The 22,352-nt window shown below is 45.4% G+C and carries 16 protein-coding genes and 1 other annotated feature; of the genes, 12 read left to right on the forward strand and 4 right to left on the reverse strand.

Features of this window, described 5'->3' with window-relative positions:
* Window positions 1-75: 75 nt before the first annotated feature.
* Window positions 76-3,492, forward strand: a complete 3,417-nt coding sequence (locus tag OXI21_RS04825) for an FAD-dependent oxidoreductase (RefSeq protein ID WP_279618430.1) — start codon at window positions 76-78, stop codon at window positions 3,490-3,492.
* Between the two features lie 432 nt (window positions 3,493-3,924).
* Window positions 3,925-4,614: a hypothetical protein gene (locus OXI21_RS04830; RefSeq protein WP_279618431.1), complete on the forward strand. Its 690-nt coding sequence runs from the start codon at window positions 3,925-3,927 to the stop codon at window positions 4,612-4,614.
* Between the two features lie 95 nt (window positions 4,615-4,709).
* On the opposite strand, the gene tilS is transcribed toward OXI21_RS04830, so the two are convergent.
* From tilS to OXI21_RS04850, 4 genes are all read right to left on the reverse strand, one after another.
* The gene (gene tilS, locus OXI21_RS04835) at window positions 4,710-6,017 is read right to left on the reverse strand and encodes a tRNA lysidine(34) synthetase TilS (protein WP_279618432.1); all 1,308 of its coding nucleotides are present in this window, start codon (window positions 6,015-6,017) and stop codon (window positions 4,710-4,712) included.
* Between the two features lie 18 nt (window positions 6,018-6,035).
* The gene (locus OXI21_RS04840; protein WP_279618433.1) at window positions 6,036-7,883 is read right to left on the reverse strand and encodes a BamA/TamA family outer membrane protein; all 1,848 of its coding nucleotides are present in this window, start codon (window positions 7,881-7,883) and stop codon (window positions 6,036-6,038) included.
* A gap of 23 nt (window positions 7,884-7,906) precedes the next feature.
* Window positions 7,907-9,136: an aspartate kinase gene (locus OXI21_RS04845; RefSeq protein WP_279618434.1), complete on the reverse strand. Its 1,230-nt coding sequence runs from the start codon at window positions 9,134-9,136 to the stop codon at window positions 7,907-7,909.
* Window positions 9,137-9,315: 179 nt separating this feature from the next.
* Window positions 9,316-10,734, reverse strand: a complete 1,419-nt coding sequence (locus tag OXI21_RS04850; protein ID WP_279618435.1) for a sodium:proton antiporter — start codon at window positions 10,732-10,734, stop codon at window positions 9,316-9,318.
* 247 nt (window positions 10,735-10,981) lie between these two features.
* Between OXI21_RS04850 and OXI21_RS04855 the strand changes: the two genes are divergently transcribed.
* From OXI21_RS04855 to OXI21_RS04900, 10 genes are all read left to right on the forward strand, one after another.
* Entirely contained in the window at window positions 10,982-11,854 is an 873-nt protein-coding gene (locus OXI21_RS04855; protein ID WP_279618436.1) for an NAD(+)/NADH kinase, read from the forward strand.
* A gap of 320 nt (window positions 11,855-12,174) precedes the next feature.
* Window positions 12,175-13,224 carry an amidohydrolase family protein gene (locus tag OXI21_RS04860; RefSeq protein WP_279618437.1) on the forward strand — a complete coding sequence of 350 codons (1,050 nt, stop codon included), beginning with the start codon at window positions 12,175-12,177 and terminating at the stop codon, window positions 13,222-13,224.
* A 317-nt stretch (window positions 13,225-13,541) separates the two neighbouring features.
* Window positions 13,542-13,652, forward strand: a sequence feature (Trp leader region).
* A gap of 205 nt (window positions 13,653-13,857) precedes the next feature.
* Complete coding sequence (gene trpD / locus OXI21_RS04865) at window positions 13,858-14,862, forward strand: anthranilate phosphoribosyltransferase (RefSeq protein WP_279618438.1); 1,005 nt, start codon at window positions 13,858-13,860, stop codon at window positions 14,860-14,862.
* A 1-nt stretch (window position 14,863) separates the two neighbouring features.
* Entirely contained in the window at window positions 14,864-16,330 is a 1,467-nt protein-coding gene (gene trpCF / locus OXI21_RS04870) for a bifunctional indole-3-glycerol-phosphate synthase TrpC/phosphoribosylanthranilate isomerase TrpF (protein ID WP_279618439.1), read from the forward strand.
* Window positions 16,327-17,517, forward strand: coding sequence for a tryptophan synthase subunit beta (trpB, locus tag OXI21_RS04875; protein WP_279618440.1), 1,191 nt, complete (start codon window positions 16,327-16,329; stop codon window positions 17,515-17,517). Before trpCF ends, trpB begins: the two co-directional genes overlap by 4 nt.
* Window positions 17,518-17,523: 6 nt before the next feature.
* Complete coding sequence (trpA, locus tag OXI21_RS04880; protein WP_279618441.1) at window positions 17,524-18,366, forward strand: tryptophan synthase subunit alpha; 843 nt, start codon at window positions 17,524-17,526, stop codon at window positions 18,364-18,366.
* A 131-nt stretch (window positions 18,367-18,497) separates the two neighbouring features.
* On the forward strand, window positions 18,498-20,051 hold the full coding sequence (locus OXI21_RS04885) for an anthranilate synthase component 1 (RefSeq protein WP_279618442.1): 1,554 nt from the start codon (window positions 18,498-18,500) through the stop codon (window positions 20,049-20,051).
* Between the two features lie 415 nt (window positions 20,052-20,466).
* Entirely contained in the window at window positions 20,467-21,015 is a 549-nt protein-coding gene (locus OXI21_RS04890; RefSeq protein WP_279618443.1) for a spore coat protein U domain-containing protein, read from the forward strand.
* 20 nt (window positions 21,016-21,035) lie between these two features.
* Complete coding sequence (locus OXI21_RS04895) at window positions 21,036-21,560, forward strand: spore coat U domain-containing protein (protein WP_279618444.1); 525 nt, start codon at window positions 21,036-21,038, stop codon at window positions 21,558-21,560.
* 18 nt (window positions 21,561-21,578) lie between these two features.
* Entirely contained in the window at window positions 21,579-22,346 is a 768-nt protein-coding gene (locus OXI21_RS04900; protein ID WP_279618445.1) for a molecular chaperone, read from the forward strand.
* Window positions 22,347-22,352 lie beyond the last annotated feature (6 nt).

Here is a 22,352-nt window from a genome sequence, read left to right on the forward strand (position 1 = left end):
TATTAAATACGGGGTTTCTCTGTATAATAGTGCGCATTAATCGGTTTTATATTTATTGATAGAGAAGGATAGGGTATGTCATTAGATAAGATGTTGAGCCAAAAAGGGCTCTCTTTCAAACAGCTACAAACCTTAGAGGGATTGCGAACCTTAGATCAGCAATATTGCGATTTTTTACCCGCAGACCTTCTTGAAGCGCTCCAAAAATGGCGCATGGGCAACCTGCCGATGAGTGAGATGGAAGAATCTGAATTCCAGATCAAACTTGGGGAGCAGTTAAACCAATTTTTATCAGAGACATTTGGCATCAGTGACGAAACCAAAAAACTGATTGACGTTGCTGAAGAACATAAAGCATTGATGGCGTTTAAAGAGCGCTTTATACAGCGGGGCGCACGTCGCTATCGTCGCGAAGTCGAGGGCGATTTTGAAACGCATCATACAATGCTCCTTGGGAAAATTGACGGCAATTCAAGCGAACGTTTAGAAGATCGCGTTGCTCGTTATGCGCTTACATTAGAAGCCGGCTCGCCCGAAGAAGAGGCGATTTTTCAGTGGGGGTATTTAGCGTTAAACGATCCCCGCGGACAAGAGCGCGTTAAAGATTGGGTCACCTTTAAATTCCCAGAACGCGTTGATCATACCGCATTAGTTGATACTAAAGAGGCGAGCTTTCAGGGCATTCCCGTTAAAATCGGTACGCGCCCAAATCGTCGTCGTGATGGCTTTGCACTTACTGATCACCGCATGGATAAACGCGAAGTGGCGAGTGAAATTGCCTATTGTAAATATTGTCACGATCATGATGGGGATTTCTGTAGCATTGGCTTCCCGACGAAAAAGGGTGAGCCTGAATTAGGTTTTAGAGATGGCCCACTTGGAAAACCGTTAGTCGGTTGTCCGCTTGAAGAGAAAATCTCCGAGATGCAACGCCTTGAGAAAGATGGATTCTCCATCGGGGCGCTTGCCATTATGATGGTGGAAAACCCGATGGCACCGGCGACCGGGCATCGTATCTGTAATGACTGTATGAAATCCTGTATCTATCAGCGTCAAGAGCCGGTTAACATTCCACAAATTGAAACCAATATTTTAACCACCGTTCTCGATCTTCCTTGGGGTGTTGAGTTATACGATATTCTCGCGCGCTGGAATCCTCTAAAACGTGAAGGATATCTACCAGCAGATCCTAATAATCGTAAAGTACTCGTTGCGGGAATGGGGCCTGCGGGCTTTACCATGGCGCATTATCTCTCGCAAGCGGGCTGTTATGTTGCTGGGGTGGATGGGCTTAAAATTGAACCGCTTCCACAAGAATTGCTTGATAATCCCGTCAAAGAGTGGTCGTCTTTAGAAGAAAATCTCGATGAGCGTATCCTCTACGGATTTGGTGGGGTTGCGGAATATGGAATCACCGTGCGCTGGGATAAAAACTTCCTTAAACTGATCTATTTAACCTTGGCGCGTCGTCAAAATATCGATATTTATGGCGGGATTCGCCTAGGCGGTACGATGATGCTCGAAGATGCCTTTGAACTTGGCTTTGACCACGTTTCAATGGCGGTGGGAGCAGGTTTACCGCGCGTCCTTAAAATTGAAAATTCGCTCGCAAAAGGGATGAAACAAGCCTCTGATTTCTTAATGGCGATGCAATTAACCGGCGCGGCAAAAGCGACATCACTTGCAACGCTTCAAGTGCGTCTTCCGGCCGTTGTGATCGGGGGCGGACTTACCGCGATCGATACCGCAACAGAAGTGCAAGCCTACTATATTAAACAGGTGGAAAAAGTGCTTCGCCGTGTAGAGATCTTAGGTGAAGCGAAAATTCGCGAGAATTTATCCCCTGAAGATAATGATACATTAACGGAATTTTTAGCCCATGGCCGCGAAGTCCGTGAGGAGCGTTCGCGCGCGGAAGGCATGAAAGAGATGCCAAACTTTACCCCGCTCATTCAAAAATGGGGTGGCGTGATGATTGCGTATCGCCGTACCATGGAGGAATCGCCTGCTTATCGCCTCAATCATGAAGAGATCATTAAAGCCTTTGAAGAGGGCATTCACTTTGGTGAAGAGCTCAATCCGCAAGGGGTGGATCTTGATAAATATGGTCACGTGGAATCGATTCGTTTTACTAAAAATGATGAGGTGGTCAAGGTGCCGGCGCGTTGCGTATTAGTGGCTGCAGGAACCTCGCCCAATACCATCTACGCGAACGAGCATAAAGGCTCGCTCGAGATTGAAGCGGATAACCATTTCCAAGGATTTGATATCGATGGTAAGAAGATTGAAGTGGATTGGGAGAGTACGCCAAAAGATGAGTTTGCACCCTTCACCTCCTATCGCGATGGCGATAAACGCGTCTCTTACATTGGCGATACGCACCCAACCTTTAACGGAAACGTGGTAAAAGCGATCGCAAGTGCGAAGCGTTCATCGGAAAAAGTGATGGAAGCGCTCGAAGCACTTCCGGATAACACGGTATCGAATGATGAGCTGAGCGCGTTTTTGCGTCAAGGCTTAGTGGCGACGATTAAATCAATCGATAGCAGTAATCCCACCATGGCTGAAGTTTGGGTAAAAGCGCCGATGGCCGCGAAAAACTTCAAGCCTGGTCAATTCTTCCGTATGCAGACCTTTGAGCAACACTCAGAAGTTGTGGAAGGAACGCGCATGCAGATTCCGCTCTTAACCGTTTCAGGAACGGGCGCGACAGAGGATTCAATTCGCCTGTTAGTCTTCCAATGGGGAACCGGCCAGCGCTTAATTCCGCACCTTAAAGCGGGCGATCCGGTGATTTTAGCCGGACCTACCGGGGCGCCGACCGATCTTCCAAGCGGGAAAACGATTCTCGTTGTGGCAGGGCGTTGGGGCGCGGCGGTAATGCTCGATATTGGGGTCGCACTCCGTGAGGCGGGTAATAAGGTGATCTACCTTGCGGCGATGGGTCAAAAAGAAGATGTGGATCATATGGATGAGCTTGAAGCGGGTGCGGATCAGATTATCTGGTGTGTACAGCGCGGAGAGAAAATCACGCCACGTCGTCCTCAAGACCGCAGTGTTGAAGCGTGGGATATGATCAAACTGATGCAAGATCTCAATGCAAGCGGCGACCTTGATACCATGAGCGTCGATCGCTTAATGGCGATGGGTTCAACCGGCCTTCTTAAAGGATTGCAAACCGAGCTCTCAGCGGGCGGTAAACTTGCGGATATCTTCAAAGAAGATCTCGAGATTACCGGCACCATCGGTAGTCCGATGCAGTGTATGATGAAGGGCGTTTGCGGACAGTGTCTGCAGTGGCAAGTCGATCCTGAAACGGGCGAGCGCACCAAAGCGGTCTTCACCTGTGCAGGGCAAGATCAGCCGCTTAAATCGGTGGATCTTGATAACCTCGCCGCACGTACCGGACAAAATCGTCTCTTAGATATCATCTCAGCGCACTGGCTCACCTATCTGTTTGAGAAGGCAAAAGAGGAAAATATCGAGTTTTAAGTGAGTTTTTATCGCATTTAGTTTGATTATATAACTCATTATTAAGCTAAAATTAAAACCCCATGAGTATTGTGGTTAACATAATATTCATGGGGTTTCTTTTTGCGTGTGATGTTTACGTTAAGGGAGGTTGATCTATCTATAAAATTTTTTGCATAAAGACCATTCTGTAGCGCTTTCATTACATTTCTATAATCAAAAATGAGAGCTGATACACGTCAATTTTACATCTTAGGAATTCATATATAGTCGACAAGTGTGGTGTTATAGATAAGGTGATATTAATTAAAACGATTTGACATAACCATTTGAAATATAATACTATCCTTTCTGGTTAAATATTGATTAATGTCATTAATTATTAATCGAATATTGATTAAGAGGATGATGTCAAGACACTTAAATTAGCGTAGAACGATATTGGAGAGCATTATGCAACATGCACAGAGAGCGAAATCAGTCAACATAACTAAAAAGAGTAGCTATTTTTGTCCGCATTGTCACGAGCAGGTGGTAGAGGGCTATTTTCAACATCTGTATAGTGAAATGGTGGTCTTTAAAGGGCGCCCGCAAGAGTATCAGGTGGATTTTGGTATGTCGATTTGCCCAAAATGTGAGATAGAATCGGCGTGGATGGTCGCCCGTGGTGATGACATTGATAATATTTTAGATCTGCTCCCGATGAAAGAAGAGAGCGATGTGCTCTTTGAATGGTCCTCTCCCTCTGAAATGCTCCCTCGTGATATTTCGCGCGATTATATCGATGCGATGCAAGTCTATAGCTATTCACCCCGTGCGTCGGTGGCGCTCATTCATGCCGTGATCGGGCGATATCTGCGTTACCTTGGCGGCATGGGGCAAAACTTTGAAGAAGATTTAAATTTTCTGTTTGAAGTGAATATGCTCTCGAATGTTGCCTATCAAGCAGCAGCACCTTATTACATCGATCAAGGAAATTTAGTGGAGAAATGGTTATCGGGCGATCTTGCGGATAATTTATTTGATGTATCAGGCCTCTTTCGTCTGATCAACTTAATCGCAGTGAGTGATCCGCTTGCGGCCTTTAAAGAGGAATTTTTGGAACTCTCGTTTGAAGATGAGCCGCTTCCTTGTATGATTTAACGGACAGATAACCAATAGAGAAAGGGATCTATGACTCGATTCACAGGCTAAGCAGTGTTTCCACGGATTGGGCACTGCTTTTTTCATGCTTGGATTTAATCCATCTTGAGAGTCGGAGTCACGCCGGTTGCGGTGATATGCGGTGCAAGGGATTTAGCGATCCCAAGGCTTTGAACCCAATAGATCTCATGGGTTTCTTGGTTACGCAGTACCCATAAATTTTCCCGAATCCAAGGCGGGACATTGTTTTCTTGGAGTAGCTTCTTAAGCGTTTGGCTTTTATCGCGATAAATGGGATGAAAGCGCGCACCATTCGGACGTTTGACAAGTTCAGGGTTGAGTGAATCCCACACCGTTTGACTTGGCATATTGGGAGCGGGCATCCAATTGAGACTCGGGGTACAGGTGAGCTGTTTTGTATCAATCAATGTCAGTGCATCATCAAAATAAAAAAGCGTATAGGGGCCGATAATAAAGCGCGATTGCGTAGTGGTTTCCGTCTCAATATAGCTTTGATAAAATCTCTCAAATTGATCAGGATTGAGCGATAATCCAAATTTGCCGAGCCAAAAATGGATGAGATTCCGAATCCGTGCGCGGGATAGCTCTCTAAGCTTTGAATAACAAAGGCTCTCTTTAGGGAGATTAAGATCCGTGTTTAACCGAGTAAAATCGGTCGTTGCGATCTCATCGTGGAGATCTTGAGCTTCTTGTAAAAAGAGCGAGGTTTGATAAAAGGCCGCTTCATAATCGGGGAAAAATTCCGCTACTTTCGGGAAGATGCCATTGCGGATCATATTGCGGGTCACATCAATATCGTGATTGGTGTAATCCTCGAGCCAAGGGATATTATGCGTGCGCGCTGTTTCGTAGAGCGTTACTTTTGAGATTGATAAAAGAGGCCGTAAAATTTCGACCTCGCAGTGATTAAAGTGAAGCGTTGTGTGATCGCGCATTGCGCCCATGCCTTTCAATCCTGAACGGCGGAGCAGGCGATGGAAAAGAGTTTCAGCTTGATCCGAGCGGTGATGGGCGGTGAGTAATAGACTATTATCCACCATGGCATTGGCCATCATTTCATAGCGCGCTTCACGGCCTTCCGCTTCCAGGGTTTTGTTTTCAACGGCAGGGAAATTAAGTTCAAAATGGTGGTGGGGGAAGCCGTATGCTTGAGCGCGTTCTCGTGCAAAATCCGCCCAGAGATAAGAATAATCGCCATGCCAATTGTGATTTACATGAAACGTTGAAATCGGGGGTAACGTTTCTTTATAGGTATACAAAAAGTGGAGTAACAGATTGGAATCAACGCCGGCACTCAGGGCTAAATAGAGATGATCATAGCGGTTGAGCATCTCTTGATAACGTGCAAATACCGCATCATACCAATCAGGTTTTGCTGTCATACGGAGTCCTTTGAGGGATTAAAAATCGGCGCTAATCGTCAAGTGGAGACGATAGGTTTCGCCAAATTCTTTATTAAAGCCATGGGCAATGTCAAAACGGACTGAACCAATGGGGGAATACCAGCGAATTCCGGCGCCGGCGCCAAATTTTAGATTAGGCTTGCCGTGATTAAAGGCATCCCCAGCATCGACAAATCCGGCAACGGCAAAATCATCGGAGAGTTTATGCTCAAGCTCGGTACTTAATACCATGAGTTTTTTTCCGCCAACCACATCACCATTGTAGCCATATTCACCAATCCCATCGTATTTATAGCCTCGCACGGAGTTATCTCCACCGGCGTAAAAACGCAAACTAGGCGGAAGTTTTTCTAAGTCCTCACTTTTAATAAAGGTGTGGCCGATCTCACCGCGTAAAATTAGGCGATTGCGATCATTGATGGGAAGGTGATAGATCCCGCGGAGACGCGCTTGAATAAAATCCACATCCCCTAAAAACATCGAGCCACGGAGCATACCATCCACTTTAAACCCTGCGCGATCAAATCGGAGTGTACTTAATGTGCGCCATTCACCGTAAATTGATGGAATAATGAGATTTACCCGCTGTTTGTCACCATTGAGTGAGCGGAAGCGGTCGTGCTGATAATCGAGCGCGTAACCGTAAGTGTATTGGAAGCGTTTGCGCTCAAGCGCGGCTCCAATCACAAAGGTGGTGTAATCCTTATTGGAGGTATCTTCAAAGGCGTATTTGGTATAAAAATGATAAAAATCCCGCCACGGCTCTTTCCCTGGGACGGTGTAGCGAATCTCACCATCACGCTTTTTCTGCGCAAGGAGCAGATCCGTTGAGAGCATGTGCCCATATTGATTAATATAGTGCCAATTCATCGCGCCCATAATTTTGGCGCCAATGTCGGTACTGTATCCAACGCCGCCCATAAAAGTGCGCTGTTTACGACGTTTGAGGTCATATTCAAGATCCACTTCATGGGTATCATGATCGACGGTGCGCGACACCACAACGGCATCAAAATAGGTGGTGCTATTGAGGTACGATTGAATGCGCTCCATTTTGGTATCGGAGTAGGCGCGTGGATCAATGCGGGGGCTCATCTGTTTAAATTGCGCAAAGCGTTGGAGAAATTCTTCATCGAAATAATCGGTCGTAAACTTTACATCACGAATGCGGTAACGCTCACCGGTATCGAGATTGAGATTGACGCTTGAACGATAGCGATCAAGGTCGACGATAATCTCATGCTGAGTGTATTCGGCATCAAAATACCCCCGTTCCAAAGCATTTTCAAGCAGCTTACTTTTGGTCTCCTCATACGCCTCATGCTGAAGCGCATCACCCTCTTTAATTTCGGTGCGTTCGGCAATGCGTTTTAATAGCCAGTTATCATTACCAGCGCCGCTTAAATTGATGTTCACTTTGGTGAGCGGAATGGCCTCGCCGGGGGTGACATTATAAATGGCCACCCATTTTCCGCCTTGATAGGCAAGCGAGCTTGAGACTTTCGCTTTATAGTAACCAAAGGGCTCGAGCGAGGTTAAAATCTCCTCTTTGCCTTGATTAAAGAGCCAGCGAAGGCGAAGTTCATTATCCATCTCATCGGGATCGATAAAATTGAGCGAGGTGGCGTTATAGGCATTTTGATACGCCAATTCATCGCGAATTCCTTTGATGGTAACGGTGAGAAGATCATTCACTTCTACCGTTTTTTCATCCGGTGCCGGTGCGTCTTGCTTCGGATTGCTTGAGCCGTTTGTTGCCGATTTTTCAGCAAGGGCAGGGCTTGAGCTAAGCGCGAGGAGCAGAGCGGTTGTAAGGAATAGTGGGCGATGAATCAGTCGTGTCATAATGCGTTTAAATCAAGTTGAGTTTAGTGTTCTAATTGGTCGAGCCCAAACACATCGTGCAGGGTGCGCGTCGCAAGCTCAGTATACTTGGTATCGATCACAACAGAAATCTTAATCTCAGAGGTGGAGATCATGTGGATGTTAATTTTCTCATCGGCAAGCGCTCTGAACATTTTACTTGCAACGCCCGCGTGTGAGCGCATACCAAGGCCAACCAGCGAGATTTTTACGATCTCTTCATTGCCGAGTACTTTGCGTGCGCCGATGCGTTTTGCCGTCGCTTCGGAGATGGTCATTGCTTTATCGTAATCCACAGCGCCTACCGTGAAGGTGAAATCCGTGGTCTCATCTTGACTAATGTTTTGTACAATCATGTCCACTTCGATGTTGGCCGAGCTAATTTCGCCCAATAGATCGAATGCAATGCCGGGACGATCAGGCACGCCAAGCACAGTAATTTGTGCTTCATTTTTGTTGATGGCGATGCCGGAAATGATGGCCGCTTCCATGCCGATTTCTTCTTCTGTAGTGATCAAGGTACCTTCTCCTTCTTCTAGTAATGATGATAGTACGCGAATGGGCACATTATATTTAGCCGCCAATTCGACGGAGCGAATTTGTAATACTTTTGAGCCAAGGCTCGCCAGTTCAAGCATCTCTTCAAAACTGAGTTTGGTGAGACGTTTTGCTTTCGGTTCGATGCGTGGGTCGGTGGTATAAACGCCGTCCACATCGGTATAAATTTGGCACTCTTCTGCGCCAAAGGTAGCAGCTAAGGCCACCGCTGTAGTATCTGAGCCACCACGTCCGAGTGTGGTTACGGCGCCGTCATCGGTCACCCCTTGGAAACCAGCGACCACCACCACATAGCCATCGTCTAAATCTTGTTGAATGGTGCTTGGGTCAATATTAATAATGCGCGCTTTGGTGTGAACATGGTCGGTTAAGATTTTCGCTTGATTTCCGTTATAGGATTTTGCCTTAATGCCCATCTCATGAAGAGCGATCGATAAAAGTGAAATGCTCACTTGTTCGCCGGTCGCAACGAGTGCGTCAAATTCACGCTCAAGCGGAGTTTTTGAGAGAGAGCGGGCAAGGTTAATCAAGGTGTCGGTTGTGCCAGACATTGCAGATAAAACTACGATTAAATCATGTCCTGCATCTTTAAACTTCTTCACGCGACGCGCGACGTTTTGGATGCGATCGATATTGGCGACAGAACTTCCGCCATACTTTTGCACTAAAAGCGACATATTAATTTGCCTCTATGGTTGATGGTTGAAAATGGATAATTTATCGATTATCGCTAAAAAGCGCTAGAAAATCTAGCGCTTTTCGGTGGTTTTACTCATAAAAATGAGCTTTTTGATTCAATTTTAAATGCCTTCGTTTCTTGAATAAGACCTTCTTAAAATTTATCCTCTACTATCGGCTACAAGAAGAGGTAAATCAAGAGGAAATAGACCGGTACTAAGACGATCATCGCGCGGAACATATAGCCAAAGAAGGAGGGCATTTTAATTCCCTCCTGTTCAGCGAGCGCTTTGATCATAAAGTTTGGCGCATTTCCGATATAGGTGAGCGGCCCTGTAAATACCGTACCCATCGAGATCGCAAGAAGCGTCGTTGGCACAGAATTCATCAAGTATTGCGCAGCATCCGGGCCATTTAAGTCACCGGCCGCCATATTAAAGAAGACAAGATAGGTCGGCGCATTATCTAAGAAGGCCGATAAGAAGGTGGTCACCCAGAAATAGACCGCATTAATGGGATTGCCCGCCTCATCGTGGGTGACTTCCATAATTTTTGCAAACGCGCCATTTTCCCCGGCTTGTAAAATCATAATGACCGGAACAATGGTGAGAAAAATCCCTGAGAAGAGTTTAGCCACCTCAATAATGGGGTACCAGTTAAAGTTATTACTACGGCGAATCTCGCGCGAGGTGATCTTCATCGACACAAGCGTCAATACAATAAAGAGAAGATCGCGCATGATGCCTTGAATGGTGAGCGTCGTATCGTAGATTTTAAACTCAATGCCAGGATTCCACGTCCCTGATACGATAATGCCTAAAAGAACGCCTAAAATAATGAGGAAATTGAGTTTTCCAATCATAATAAAGGTGGTCTTTTCATCACTTTTCTTAAGACCTTCTTTACGGAATAGATAAGTATCCATCACAAAGAAGAGCGCAAGCAGTAATCCAGACATCACCAGCACCGGGCCGAACATATATTTTAACGTCCAGAAAAAGTCAATCCCGTTTAAGAATCCAAGAAAGAGTGGCGGATCCCCAAGCGGCGTTAACCCACCACCGACGTTGGCAACTAAGAAGATAAAGAAGATCGCAAGGTGCATACGATATTTACGATTGCGATTGGCTTGTAAGAGTGGGCGAATAAGTAACATTGCAGCGCCAGTTGTCCCCATCACTGAGGCAAGTACGGTGCCGAGGGCTAGTATCCCTACGTTAAACTTTGGGCTCGCGACTAAATTCCCTGAAATATTGATTCCGCCAGAGGCTGCAAAGAGCACCAGCAGTAATAAAATAAAGGGGATAAATTCGCTAAAAAGCGCGTCGACAAAGATGCTCATCCCGGTATTAAATCCATATTGATAGATTAATGGCAGGAAGAAAGTCAGTGTCCAGGCAAGGGTGATTTTTCCGAAATTTTCGTCCCAAACTTTAGGGGCAAAAAGGGGAAAGAGGGCGATGGAGAGGATAATTCCGGCGAAGGGGATTCCCCAGATTGGAGAGAGCAATTCTCCTTGAAAGTTGGCAGCTTGATCGGCGTGTGCGCTGAGTGGCAACAGTAGAAGTCCGAACAGCATAAAAACGGTTTTACGCATTAATACCTCCCTAAGTATCTAAACGGCGTGAATCATTAATTGTAAGTGGCATACAATAAAATAGACCGAAGAAGGGCTAGACTTTATTGAGTCGTTTAATTGTTTAATGGTGGTAGGTCGTTAACCTTAAAAATGCACGATTTTTAAATTATTGTAACGGCTGTGCTAAAGCGAAATCGGCGCTTTATAAATTTCGATAAAGTGCTATGCTATAGACCATCATAAACAATTTAGAATACCATAATAAATGAAACATTTTCAAAATATTGGCCTCATCTTAAGCGATGAAAATTCCCCAGAAGTGCGCGAGGTGGTTGAGCGTACGAAGCGAATTTTAGACGATAATGGATGTCGCTATTATGAAGTCGACAATTTGCCGTATCGATCAACGGCCTATCCTGAAAATGTGATGCAGCGTTTAGGCGCGTGCGATCTTTTAATGGTATTTGGGGGTGATGGTACGTTTTTAGGCATTGCGCGAAAAGTCCATGCCCTCAATGTTCCGCTTTTAGGGGTGAACCTCGGTCATCTTGGGTTTTTAGTGGATCTTGACCAAAAGGCGGTGCGTGAAAATCTTGAGAATATATTAAATGGGGAATATACCCGTGAAAATCGCTTTTTGCTCTCGATGCGCATCAATGAAGAGTTGATGTCGCTTGCGATGAATGATGTGGTGATTCATAAAACCCAGCTCTCGCGCCTTATTGAACTTGATGTGAACGTCAATGGCGAATATCTAACTAGTTACCGTGCCGATGGGCTGATTTTCTCAACGCCCACAGGGTCAACGGCCTATTCGCTCTCAACGGGCGGGCCGATTATCTATCCAACGCTTCCCGCGATCTTAATTGCACCGATCTGTCCGCATACCTTTAGCCATCGTCCGATTGTGTTGCCATCGAGCAGTGCGATTACCATTCAACATCACCCCTCGATGGAAAAGCCGGTCAATGTCACCTGCGATGGGCAAGAGCTCTTTACTCTAAAAAAGGAAGATAGACTCTCGATCCATAGCAATGAATTTGATATCACCTTGATTCATCCGCTGGAATACAGCTTTTTTAGCATCTTAAAAGAGAAGCTTAGCTGGGGATTACAGCCATCGCTCCAAGGACGTTAGGTCTATTTTTTGTTGGCTATATTGTTGACTATATTTTACACGATGTTAAATTAAGCTTGTCAACGTAAAAAAAATCATTATAATAATGATCGTTTTGTTTAGATGAACGATAAGGAATTGAGAAAAAAATGAAGCCAGCCGCTTTTTTTTTGTCACAACAACGACGCGACATGGTGATGACCATCGCTCTTTCTCTTTTCCGTTTTTATAGAAAATCCTCCTTTTATTAATAGGGGGATTTTTTTTTGCCCAGAGAATTTACAAACCGATTATCAATCGACTTTTCAACCCCGATGAGTTGCAAAAAAAAGGAAAAAATTATGAACGCATTAGCACAATCACGACAAATTTTAAATCACGATTTCTATACCCGTAACAAAAGCCTTAAAGCCCATCTCTTACGCAGCATTCAAGAAAATGGCGGGTGGGTCAATGCGCATATGCATGGTGACCGTGCGTTCACAATCGACTTTGAAGGGTTTGAGGTCTATCAAAACCAAACGCTCATCGAAAAATGGGACACTTTAGATCGCATCAAATCACAAATGACCGAAGATGATTACTATCGTCACTTTAGCATGGCGCTTGAGCGTATGATCGAGCAGGGCGTTGCCGCGGTGGGAAGTTTCATCGATATCGACCCAATTTGTGAAGAGCGCGCAATTACCGCAGCCCTTAAAGCCCGTGAAATCTACAAAAATGACATCACGGTAAAACTTGTGAATCAAACGCTTAAAGGGGTGATTGATAAAGAAGCGCGTTACTGGTTCGATAAAGGGGCGGATTTAGTGGATATTATCGGCGGTTTACCACGTCGTGACCTTCGCGATCATGGGGAAGGCATGGACTTAAAACACCTCGATATATTGATGGAAACCGGTAAAAAGCTCGATAAAATGGTGCACGTTCACGTTGACCAATTTAACTCATGTGACGAGAAAGAGACCGAGATGTTGACCGATAAAACCATCGAGCACGGCATGAACGGAAAAGTGGTAGCGATTCACTCGATCTCCATTACCGCGCATTCAGAAGAATATCGTCAAATGCTCTACAAAAAAATGTTAGAAGCGCAAATGATGGTGATTGCTTGCCCATTTGCTTGGATCGATAGCCCACGCCGTGAAGATCAAGGTCCAACGCGCAACTCAATTACCCCAGCGGACGAGCTTGCTAAAGCAGGAATTCCCGTTGCAGTCGGTACCGATAATATCGCTGACTACATGCTTCCTTTTACCGATGGAGACATGTGGGAAGAGCTTAAATTACTCATCACCGGTTGCCGTTACACCAACATCGATGAAGCGATCAATATCGCAACTCGTAACGGTCGTATGGCGCTCGGTTTAGAACCCTATTCACGCGTATAGACATCCCGATTAACGGAGGAGACATCGGGATGATTGAGGGAATGATGCAAGCAATTGGCACGCCCTCATCATCTCTTTGTTTTAACGTGTCATAAAAGGGTCATACGTTTGCGATAGATTGGGATCTATAGAGGCCTATGGCAGGTTTCTGATGAGGTTAGGATCGCTTTAAAAGCGTAAACTAGATCCTTAAAATCTCACCAGAAAATTAAAAAGTTTGACATTTATAAAAAAGAGATATACAACTAATAGGCATCAGACAACTTCAATTTTTTATTGGAACGACATTCAAAATGAACAACAACGTTTTTTCTTTTAACTTTTGGTGGCAAATCTCTCGGGAGCGGGAGATATAACTGTGCACGTCTAAAAAAGAAGAAACGACACGTATATCGTCAATAGCCCGCTGAATCAGCGGGCTTTTTTATGCCCAAAATAAAGTAAACAGAGCAGCAACCCCCTCGGAAGAGACAAAAATTTAATCAAATCGGGCCCAAAATGCCCATCAAATCGAATGTAAGTCCTTTGCTTGAACACCAAGGGCAACCAAACAACCCAGCTTAATTAGACAACCATTAAACAGACAACCCAACGCACCACTTGTACGCAGAGAGATAAAAAAGGAATCGAATCATGAAAGCAATTTTTAATAAACTCTACCAATCAGAAAGTCTCTTTTTAGGCGAGAGCCAAACGTTGTTTTCAAGCATCGCTCGTGGTGAGCTGACGCACTCTCAACTTGCCGCAGCACTCATCTGTATGAAGCTTCGCGGTGAAACGCCTGAAGAGATCGCTGGCGCTGCCCAATCTTTTTTAGAAGTGGTCAAACCCTTTCCCCGTCCTGATTATGCGTTTGCTGATATCGTCGGTACCGGCGGTGATGGGGCAAACACTGTCAATATCTCAACAGCGAGTGCCCTTGTTGCGGCAAGCTGTGGTGTAAAAGTTGCCAAACATGGAAATCGCTCCGTATCGAGCCTCACAGGATCATCGGACCTTTTAGCAAAACTTGGAGTGAATCTCGCAGCAACGCCGAATGAATCACGCAAAATGATGGACGAGCACAATATCTGCTTTCTCTTTGCACCGCAATATCATGAAGGCTTTAAACATGCGGCGCCCGTTCGTACAGAGCTTGGCACGCGGACGCTCTTTAATGTGCTCGGGCCCCTTGTGAACCCGGCACGTCCTCCTTATGCGTTGATTGGTGTTTATCACGAAGATCTCGTCCGTCCCATCGCGGAAACGCTCAATCTTCTCGGCTATAAACGTGCAATGGTGGTGCATGGTAGCGGGGTTGATGAGGTAGCGCTTCATGGGCCAACGAAAGTGGCGGAACTTAATGGCGGTAAGATCGATGAATATGAGGTGGTGCCACAAGATTTTGGTTTAAATAGCCATCCGCTCTCTATGTTGGTCGGCGGTACGCCCGATGAAAACCGTGCCTCGCTCCTTAAAATGCTTGAGGGACGAGCACCAGAAGCCCATGAACATGCCGTTGCCATCAATGTGGCGATGCTGTTAAAACTCTTTGGCAATGAAGATTTAAAAGAGAATGCCGCCACTGCGTTAGCCTCGATTCGAGAAGGGCGTGCGCTCGCACTTTTAAATACCATTACCGGAAAAGAGGTGCAATAAGATGAAATTGACTCATACCGTTCTCGATGAGATTGTGCGCCTTCGTAAGATCGATATCGACGCACTTAAAATTAAAGAGCCGCTCGACACCTTCCAAAACGCGCTTCTCCCCAGTGACCGTGATTTTTACGCGGCACTTAACGCAAAAAAAGCCGCTCATCAACCGGCCTTTATTCTTGAATGTAAAAAAGCCTCGCCCTCAAAAGGATTAATACGTGATGACTTTGATGTCACCACCATCGTTGAGACCTATAACCACTACGCCACCGCAATTTCAGTTTTGACCGAGCATCGCCATTTTCAAGGGGAGTTCCACTATTTAGAACTTGCGAAAGCGGCGAGTCAGCAGCCGATTCTCTGTAAAGATTTTGTGGTGGATGCCTATCAAATTTATAAAGCACGTTTCCATGGCGCGAATGCGATTTTACTGATGCTTTCGGTGCTGGATGATGCGGAATATGAGGCGTTAGCCAGTGTGGCGCATAGTCTTAAGATGGGCGTTTTAACGGAAGTGAATGATGAAGCGGAAGTTGAGCGAGCGTTAGCGCTTAATGCGAAAGTGATCGGCATTAATAACCGTGATCTTCGCGATCTCTCTATTGATTTAGGGAAAACGGAACGTCTTGCCAAATTGATGCCGGCAGAGCAGATCATCATTAGTGAATCGGGCATTTTAGAGCACGGGACGATGAAGGAATTGACCCAATTTGCCGATGGATTTTTAATTGGCAGTGCGCTGATGGCGGAAACCAATCTCGATCAAGCGGTGCGCAAAATGGTCAATGGCCCCCATAAAGTCTGTGGACTTACCTCAAATCAAGATGCTCAAGCGGCCTATGATGCGGGCGCAAGTTTCGGTGGCTTGATTTTTGTCCCGAGTTCTCCTCGCGCGGTAACACTCGATGAGGCGAAAACCATTATCGATGGCGTAAATCTTGGCTTTATCGGTGTATTCCAAAATGAATCGATTGATGAAATCGTAACCATTGCAACGGCATTAAATCTTGTAGGTATCCAGCTGCATGGCGATGAGTCAGGGGCCTATATCGAAAACCTTCAGAACGCTCTAGCTGTAGCAGGGAAGCCTTCAATCAAACTGATTAAAGCACTCTCCATTAAAGAGGATTTTGCGGAGATGATGAAAGGGGAGGAGACACCATTTTGCGAGCTTTTAACTCTCCACCGTGACGGCGTGATCGATTATCTACTGCTCGATGGTAAAAAGGGCGGCAGCGGCACGCCATTTAATTGGGCAATATTGCAAAATGCACCGCTGAAATCGCATCTTAAGCGCAGTTTTTTAGCCGGTGGCCTCAATCAAGATAATTTAGTCGAGGCGTTAGCCTTTAACAGTTACGGCGTCGATATTAACTCTGGCGCAGAGCGTGCACCTGGCAAAAAAGATGCCGGCATGCTGAATACCCTTTTTCAAATAATGACAGATAACTTAGTAGGAGTAAAACAATGAATCGTTTAGACCCATATTTTGGTGATTTTGGTGGCCAATTTGTGCCAGAGATCTTAATTCCAGCGCTCGATCAGCTTGAGTCGGCGTTCATTGATGCGCAAAATGATCCGGAATTCCAAGCGGAATTTACCGATCTTTTAAAGAACTATGCCGGGCGCCCGACCGCGCTTACAAAATGTCGCAATTTAACGGAAGGCACAAATGCGACGCTCTATCTTAAACGAGAAGATCTATTGCACGGCGGGGCCCATAAAACCAATCAAGTATTGGGGCAGGCACTTCTTGCAAAACGCATGGGGAAAACTCGTATTATTGCGGAAACCGGTGCCGGTCAACATGGCGTTGCTACCGCGATTGCGTGTGCGCTGTTAGGACTTGAATGTAAAATTTATATGGGCGCAAAAGATGTGGCGCGTCAGTCCCCGAATGTTTTTCGTATGAAGCTGATGGGGGCGGAGGTGATTGCTGTTGAAACTGGTTCAAAAACTCTTAAAGATGCCTGTAACGAGGCGCTTCGCGACTGGTCTGCAAATTATGAAGATACGCACTATCTTTTAGGAACGGCGGCAGGCCCGCATCCTTTTCCCACCATTGTGCGCGAGTTTCAAAAGATGATTGGTGAAGAGACGAAACGCGAGATTGTAAAACGTGAAGGACGACTTCCTGATGCGGTCATTGCTTGCATTGGCGGTGGCTCGAATGCGATCGGTATGTTTACCGATTTTATCCCTGAAACGGGTGTGAGATTAATTGGCGTTGAGCCCGCAGGAAAAGGGATTGATACCGGCGTTCATGGCGCATCTTTAAAACACGGCACACTCGGGGTCTATTTTGGTATGAAGGCGCCGATGATGCAGGATGAGGATGGGCAAATTATGGAATCCTATTCCATTTCAGCAGGACTTGATTTCCCCGCAGTTGGCCCGCAACACGCCCATCTTGATAGCATTGGTCGCGCCGAATATGTCTCGGCAACGGATAAAGAGGCGTTAGGTGCCTTTCAAGATCTGTGTCACCGCGAAGGAATTTTACCGGCGCTTGAATCATCGCACGCGCTTGCCTATGCGCTCAAAATGATTCGAGACAACCCTGAAAAAGAGCAGTTACTGGTGGTGAATCTCTCCGGACGGGGCGATAAAGATATTTTCACGGTGTATGACATTTTAGAAAAAGAGCTTGAGAAATAGGAGGGAATGACGATGACACAGCAACATTCAACCGGGCGTTACGCCAAACTTTTTACCCGTTTAGAGGCCAATCAGGAAGGCGCGTTTGTTCCCTTTGTGGTACTTGGCGATCCTGGCTTTGAGGCGTCGTACAACATTTTGGTGACATTGATCGAAAATGGGGCCGATGCCCTTGAACTTGGGATTCCCTTTTCCGATCCGCTTGCCGATGGGCCAGAGATTCAAACGGCGGTGCTTCGTGCATTTGCGGGGGGCATTAATGTGGAAAAATCCTTTGAGCTTATTCGCCGGATTCGCCAAAACTACCCCAATATTCCGATCGGACTACTGATGTATAGCAATCTAGTGCAGAAAAACGGGATCGATCATTTTTACCGTAGGGCAGAAGCGGCGGGCGTTGATTCCGTTCTCGTTGCGGACGCGCCATTGCGTGAATATGCCGAATTTATGAAGGCGGCAGAAGCCCATAATATTGATCCGATCTTTATCTGCCCCCCGAATGCGACGCCTGAAACACTTGAGAAAATCGCCGAATTGGGCGCAGGATACACCTATTTAGTTACCCGTGCAGGGGTCACCGGTGTCGACCAAGCGCTCACAACGGATGTCGCGGTGCGGGTAAACGAGCTAACAAAAGTGGGCGCACCTCCAGCGATTCAAGGGTTTGGCATTAGCACCCCTGAACAAGCAGCATTTTACATTCAAAGTGGCGTAAAAGGGGTGATTAGCGGATCGGCCATTGTGCGGATTATTCGTGAGAATTTAACTGACGAAGCGGTGCGTTTATCAAAGCTTGGGGAATTTGTTCGCACTATGAAAGCGGCCACTAAGTTTAAACAGTCAGCATAAGGATGATGATTATGGCACTTCAATTACAGATGGTTTACCGAGATCAAAGAGAACTGAAAAAACGATGGCGAGGGGTCTTTTAAGATGACACGCTATTGCCCCAAATTTTATCGTTATACAAGGAATTGACCATGAATTTATTAACATCCCATCGTATTCACGCAAGAGCTTCAGAGGAAACCTCTGATCGCCCCATCAACCTTTATCGTTTTGAGAGTGCCGTTTCCTATAAAGCCGATCCGCTTGCGCTCTATCACGGATTAACTCAGGGGAACAAAAATACACTTCTCTATGAGTCAGCCGATCTTGACCATCAACATGCGCTCAAAAGTTTTATGATTATTGATGTGAGCCTTCGAATTGCGGGGCTTCGTGATGAGGTAACAGTAACAGCGCTCACCCTAAACGGGGAGGGCATGCTTAAGATTTTGGCAGAAAGTGCATTAAAACCCTATCTGAGCGAAAAAAATCGCAAAGCGCTTCGCTTTAAATTTAAAGAGGAGCATCCCCATTCCCCCATCGATATTTTGCGCACGATTCAGGCTCTTGCCGATCCTGCGTTAGACAATGATTATTCGCTCTTTTTAGGCGGACTGCTTGGCTATGATCTCGTGGGTTTTTATCATGGCATCACCATTCCTGAGAAAAATCGCACCCACGATATGGTGGTCTATCTTGCGGAATCGATGGTCGCGATCGATCATGTGACGAAAACGGCGACGCTGCAAATCAATCAATATGGCGATGATGCCGAGCTTGAGATGCAGCTGCGTGACCGATTTGTGGAGCTTAAAGAGGCGATTGCGGAGCGTTATACGCTTCCAGAAGCACCTAAAAAAGTTGCAAAACCTGAGGTGATTGAGAGCGATGAAACTCACTTTTTGGAGAGCGTAACTGCGCTAAAAGAACGGATTAAGAGCGGTGAATTTGCTCAAATTGTGCCTTCACGAACCTTTAAAATTGCGTGCGATTCTCCGCTTCATGCTTATGCGCGTCTTAAAGCGTCTCATCCGAGCCCATATCTTTTTTATCTCAATGATGCCGATTTTGTCCTCTTTGGCGCGTCACCGGAGCGGGCGCTTAAGTTTGATCGAATCAGCCGTGAACTTGAGCTCTATCCCATTGCCGGCACAAAACCCCGTGGGCGGATTGACGGGGAAATTGATCCAACGCTCGATGAGCGCATTGAAGAAGAGCTTAAAAATGACCCCAAAGAGGTGAGCGAACATATGATGCTCGTCGAGCTTGCAAAAGAGGATTTAGCCCCGATCTCGGAAGCGGATTCGATCATTGTGCGCGATCTGATGAAAATTGACCGTTATGCCTATGTGATGCATCTTGTCTCGCGGGTTCAATCGCGGTTACAACCTGGTCTTGATGCCTTTGATGCCTACATTGCGACGATGAATATGGGTACTTTAACCGGTAGCCCGAAAGGCCATGCGATGGAGACGATCTACCAGATAGAAGATGAAGCGCGCGGAAGCTACGGAGGGGGAATTGGCTATCTTACAAGTTTTGGTGATCTCGATAGCTGTATTGTGATTCGCTCTGCGATGGTGAAAGAGGGGATTGCCAAAGTCCAAGCCGGTGCCGGAATTGTTGCCGATTCAGTTCCACAAACCGAGCTCGAAGAGACCCGCAATAAAGCCAGCGCGGTGGTGAGAGCGATTGTGGGCGAGTAGTGGTTTTTTCCCCCTAATTTATACTTTAAGTTTTACATTAGCTTAAGTTGAGCTAGAAGCTTTAATGCCCTGAGTATTAAAGCTTTTTTCTTTCCTCATTATCTTGCTAACAAGATAATCTCAAACAATAAATCCCTTCTATTTCAATTGAATAGAATATATTACAATTAAATAAAATGTATTAAAATAATAACAAATGTAATTAATTGTAATGTTTTTGTATAAAAACTTTGTGTAATGTATATTTTCAACTGATTAGGTTGTTTTTATTTGTCTTTAGTTAAGACCTTAAAGGATTGTATGTTGACGGCCTTAATTTGAAGCGCAATAAAAACAATACTGAGTCAGTCAAAACGTATGTTGAGTTGATTAGGCAGTTTACTAAGAAGATTTAGATTAGGAGTAATAGTACATTATGGGAAAAATGAATCTTAAGCAGTTATTAACAGTCGGAACCATTTTGATGGTGGGAAGTGTTTTTTCATCAGCGCAGGCACAAAACCAAGCAACAGGCACCATTGATGTCAAACTCACCTTGACTGAATCGTGTAGCGTCGGTGGGGCAGACTTAAAGCCGGGCGATAATATCAAAATGGGTGAGTTTAACTTCGGAACAGAACCTGCAAGTTACATTGGGGATTTAGAGGAATCGTTATCACTCAAAGTGCGTTGCGTTACCGCCAATCCTGTAAAACTAACATTAACGAGCGGTCTGTATGATACGCAACTCGCTGATTCCCGTGCAATGAAGAGTACTGATGGGGATGTTTATGTTGGCTATAACGTCTATAAACAGCCTTTAAAAGTAGATAAAGTGTCCAATGGCGATGTTTTTTATGAACAGCCAGCCAATACTGTTGAAGAGCAAACTGTTGTGTTACATGGTGTTGCAACGATGGTTTCGGGAGGCGGTTATAAGCCGGGCGATTATGCCGATACTTTAACGGTTAATGTCGATTTCTAAAGCGAACGGGAATCTTAATAATGATGAGAAATACCAAACGTTTTTTAATCGGGATGTTTGGTATTTTTTTGCTTAGCCAGAGTCCCGCTGTTGAATGCATGCAAAGTAGTGGCAATTGCGTTATTAAGGTGAGTGCAACGATTACAGAAGGCTGTTCGATCTCAAGTCAATCGGATAATGCCCCATTGGGTATGTTAGATTTTGGTGTCCATCCTGCGTTAGGAAGAGGTGATCTCTATGCAAGTTTTACCAGCAATAGTGCAATCACTTTTCTGTGTACGCCGGGATTGACACTGCAGATGAGTATTGATGGGGGAAATCATTATTTGGAAAGTCGGCGACTTGAAAATATGGGGAGCTATATCTCCTATACGCTCTATTTCGATAATGCCTTTCAAAAAGAGATTGGCATTGGCGTTCCTGTAAATATCTCACCCAATGCGGATGGAACATTGGTTCTACCGGTTTATGGGGCGTTAACCTTACCGGAAACGGGGCCTTCAGGACTGTATCGAGATACATTAACGGTCACAATTACTTATTAATAATGGATATATAGAGAGATGTCATCTAATAATCGAGTCGGTGTGATTTGTGCGGTATTTGCATTGATTGCAATCTCCTTTTTTTATATGTTTTCATCGGCGGCGTTACTGATTTGGCCAACGCGATTGCATATGGAAAAAAATGAAAAATCCGTAGCGATTTGGATTGAAAACCAAGGAAATGAAGAGCAGATGCTACAAGCTCGCGCATTTTTATGGACTCAAAAAGAGGGGAAGGATCAGCTCACGCCTCAAGCGACTGTGATGGTGAGCCCGCCCATGGCGAAAGTGGCTCCCGGCGCTAAACAGCTCTTTCGTGTGGTAAATAAAATCCCGGCACCTCAAGGGACGCTACAGACCTATCGCATTATTGTGGATGAGATCCCTAAAAAAAGTACGCCTAAACCACTTGATTTTGACACAGATGTTCAGCAAGGGGTGAAGTTTCAGTTTCGTTACTCCATTCCGCTTTTTATCTATGGTCAAGGATTGCAAGAAAAAGCGCGTTTAGCCCTCTCTAATGAGGCTATTTTAGAAAATCTCTCATGGAAGATTAGAGAAGAGAGCGGAACCCGTTGGCTCGAGATCAGCAATAAAGGCGCTTATTATCTCCATTTAACAGACATTTCGTTTGATCAACCGGCAAAGTCTACGGGAAGTGGTGAGTTATCCGGTTATATTTTGCCAAAAAGTACCGTGAAATGGCCTCTTCCTCAAAAAATAGTGATTGGCGATCGATTACATGCGATTTTAAATGGAAAGGATGCCATCGTTCTCTCCAAATAGAGACAA

Source organism: Ignatzschineria sp. RMDPL8A (assembly GCF_029815055.1).
Taxonomy (GTDB): Bacteria; Pseudomonadota; Gammaproteobacteria; order Cardiobacteriales; family Wohlfahrtiimonadaceae; genus CALZBJ01.

Coding starts and splice junctions, on each gene's coding strand:
- trpD (WP_279618438.1), top strand. CDS start 13,858: ATGAAAGCAATTTTTAATAAACTCTACCAATCAGAAAGTCTCTTTTTA.
- OXI21_RS04825 (WP_279618430.1), top strand. CDS start 76: ATGTCATTAGATAAGATGTTGAGCCAAAAAGGGCTCTCTTTCAAACAG.
- trpA (WP_279618441.1), top strand. CDS start 17,524: ATGACGATGACACAGCAACATTCAACCGGGCGTTACGCCAAACTTTTT.
- OXI21_RS04845 (WP_279618434.1), bottom strand. CDS start 9,136: ATGTCGCTTTTAGTGCAAAAGTATGGCGGAAGTTCTGTCGCCAATATC.
- OXI21_RS04840 (WP_279618433.1), bottom strand. CDS start 7,883: ATGACACGACTGATTCATCGCCCACTATTCCTTACAACCGCTCTGCTC.
- OXI21_RS04885 (WP_279618442.1), top strand. CDS start 18,498: ATGAATTTATTAACATCCCATCGTATTCACGCAAGAGCTTCAGAGGAA.
- OXI21_RS04900 (WP_279618445.1), top strand. CDS start 21,579: ATGTCATCTAATAATCGAGTCGGTGTGATTTGTGCGGTATTTGCATTG.
- OXI21_RS04855 (WP_279618436.1), top strand. CDS start 10,982: ATGAAACATTTTCAAAATATTGGCCTCATCTTAAGCGATGAAAATTCC.
- OXI21_RS04850 (WP_279618435.1), bottom strand. CDS start 10,734: ATGCGTAAAACCGTTTTTATGCTGTTCGGACTTCTACTGTTGCCACTC.
- OXI21_RS04895 (WP_279618444.1), top strand. CDS start 21,036: ATGATGAGAAATACCAAACGTTTTTTAATCGGGATGTTTGGTATTTTT.
- OXI21_RS04890 (WP_279618443.1), top strand. CDS start 20,467: ATGGGAAAAATGAATCTTAAGCAGTTATTAACAGTCGGAACCATTTTG.
- trpCF (WP_279618439.1), top strand. CDS start 14,864: ATGAAATTGACTCATACCGTTCTCGATGAGATTGTGCGCCTTCGTAAG.
- trpB (WP_279618440.1), top strand. CDS start 16,327: ATGAATCGTTTAGACCCATATTTTGGTGATTTTGGTGGCCAATTTGTG.
- tilS (WP_279618432.1), bottom strand. CDS start 6,017: ATGACAGCAAAACCTGATTGGTATGATGCGGTATTTGCACGTTATCAA.
- OXI21_RS04860 (WP_279618437.1), top strand. CDS start 12,175: ATGAACGCATTAGCACAATCACGACAAATTTTAAATCACGATTTCTAT.
- OXI21_RS04830 (WP_279618431.1), top strand. CDS start 3,925: ATGCAACATGCACAGAGAGCGAAATCAGTCAACATAACTAAAAAGAGT.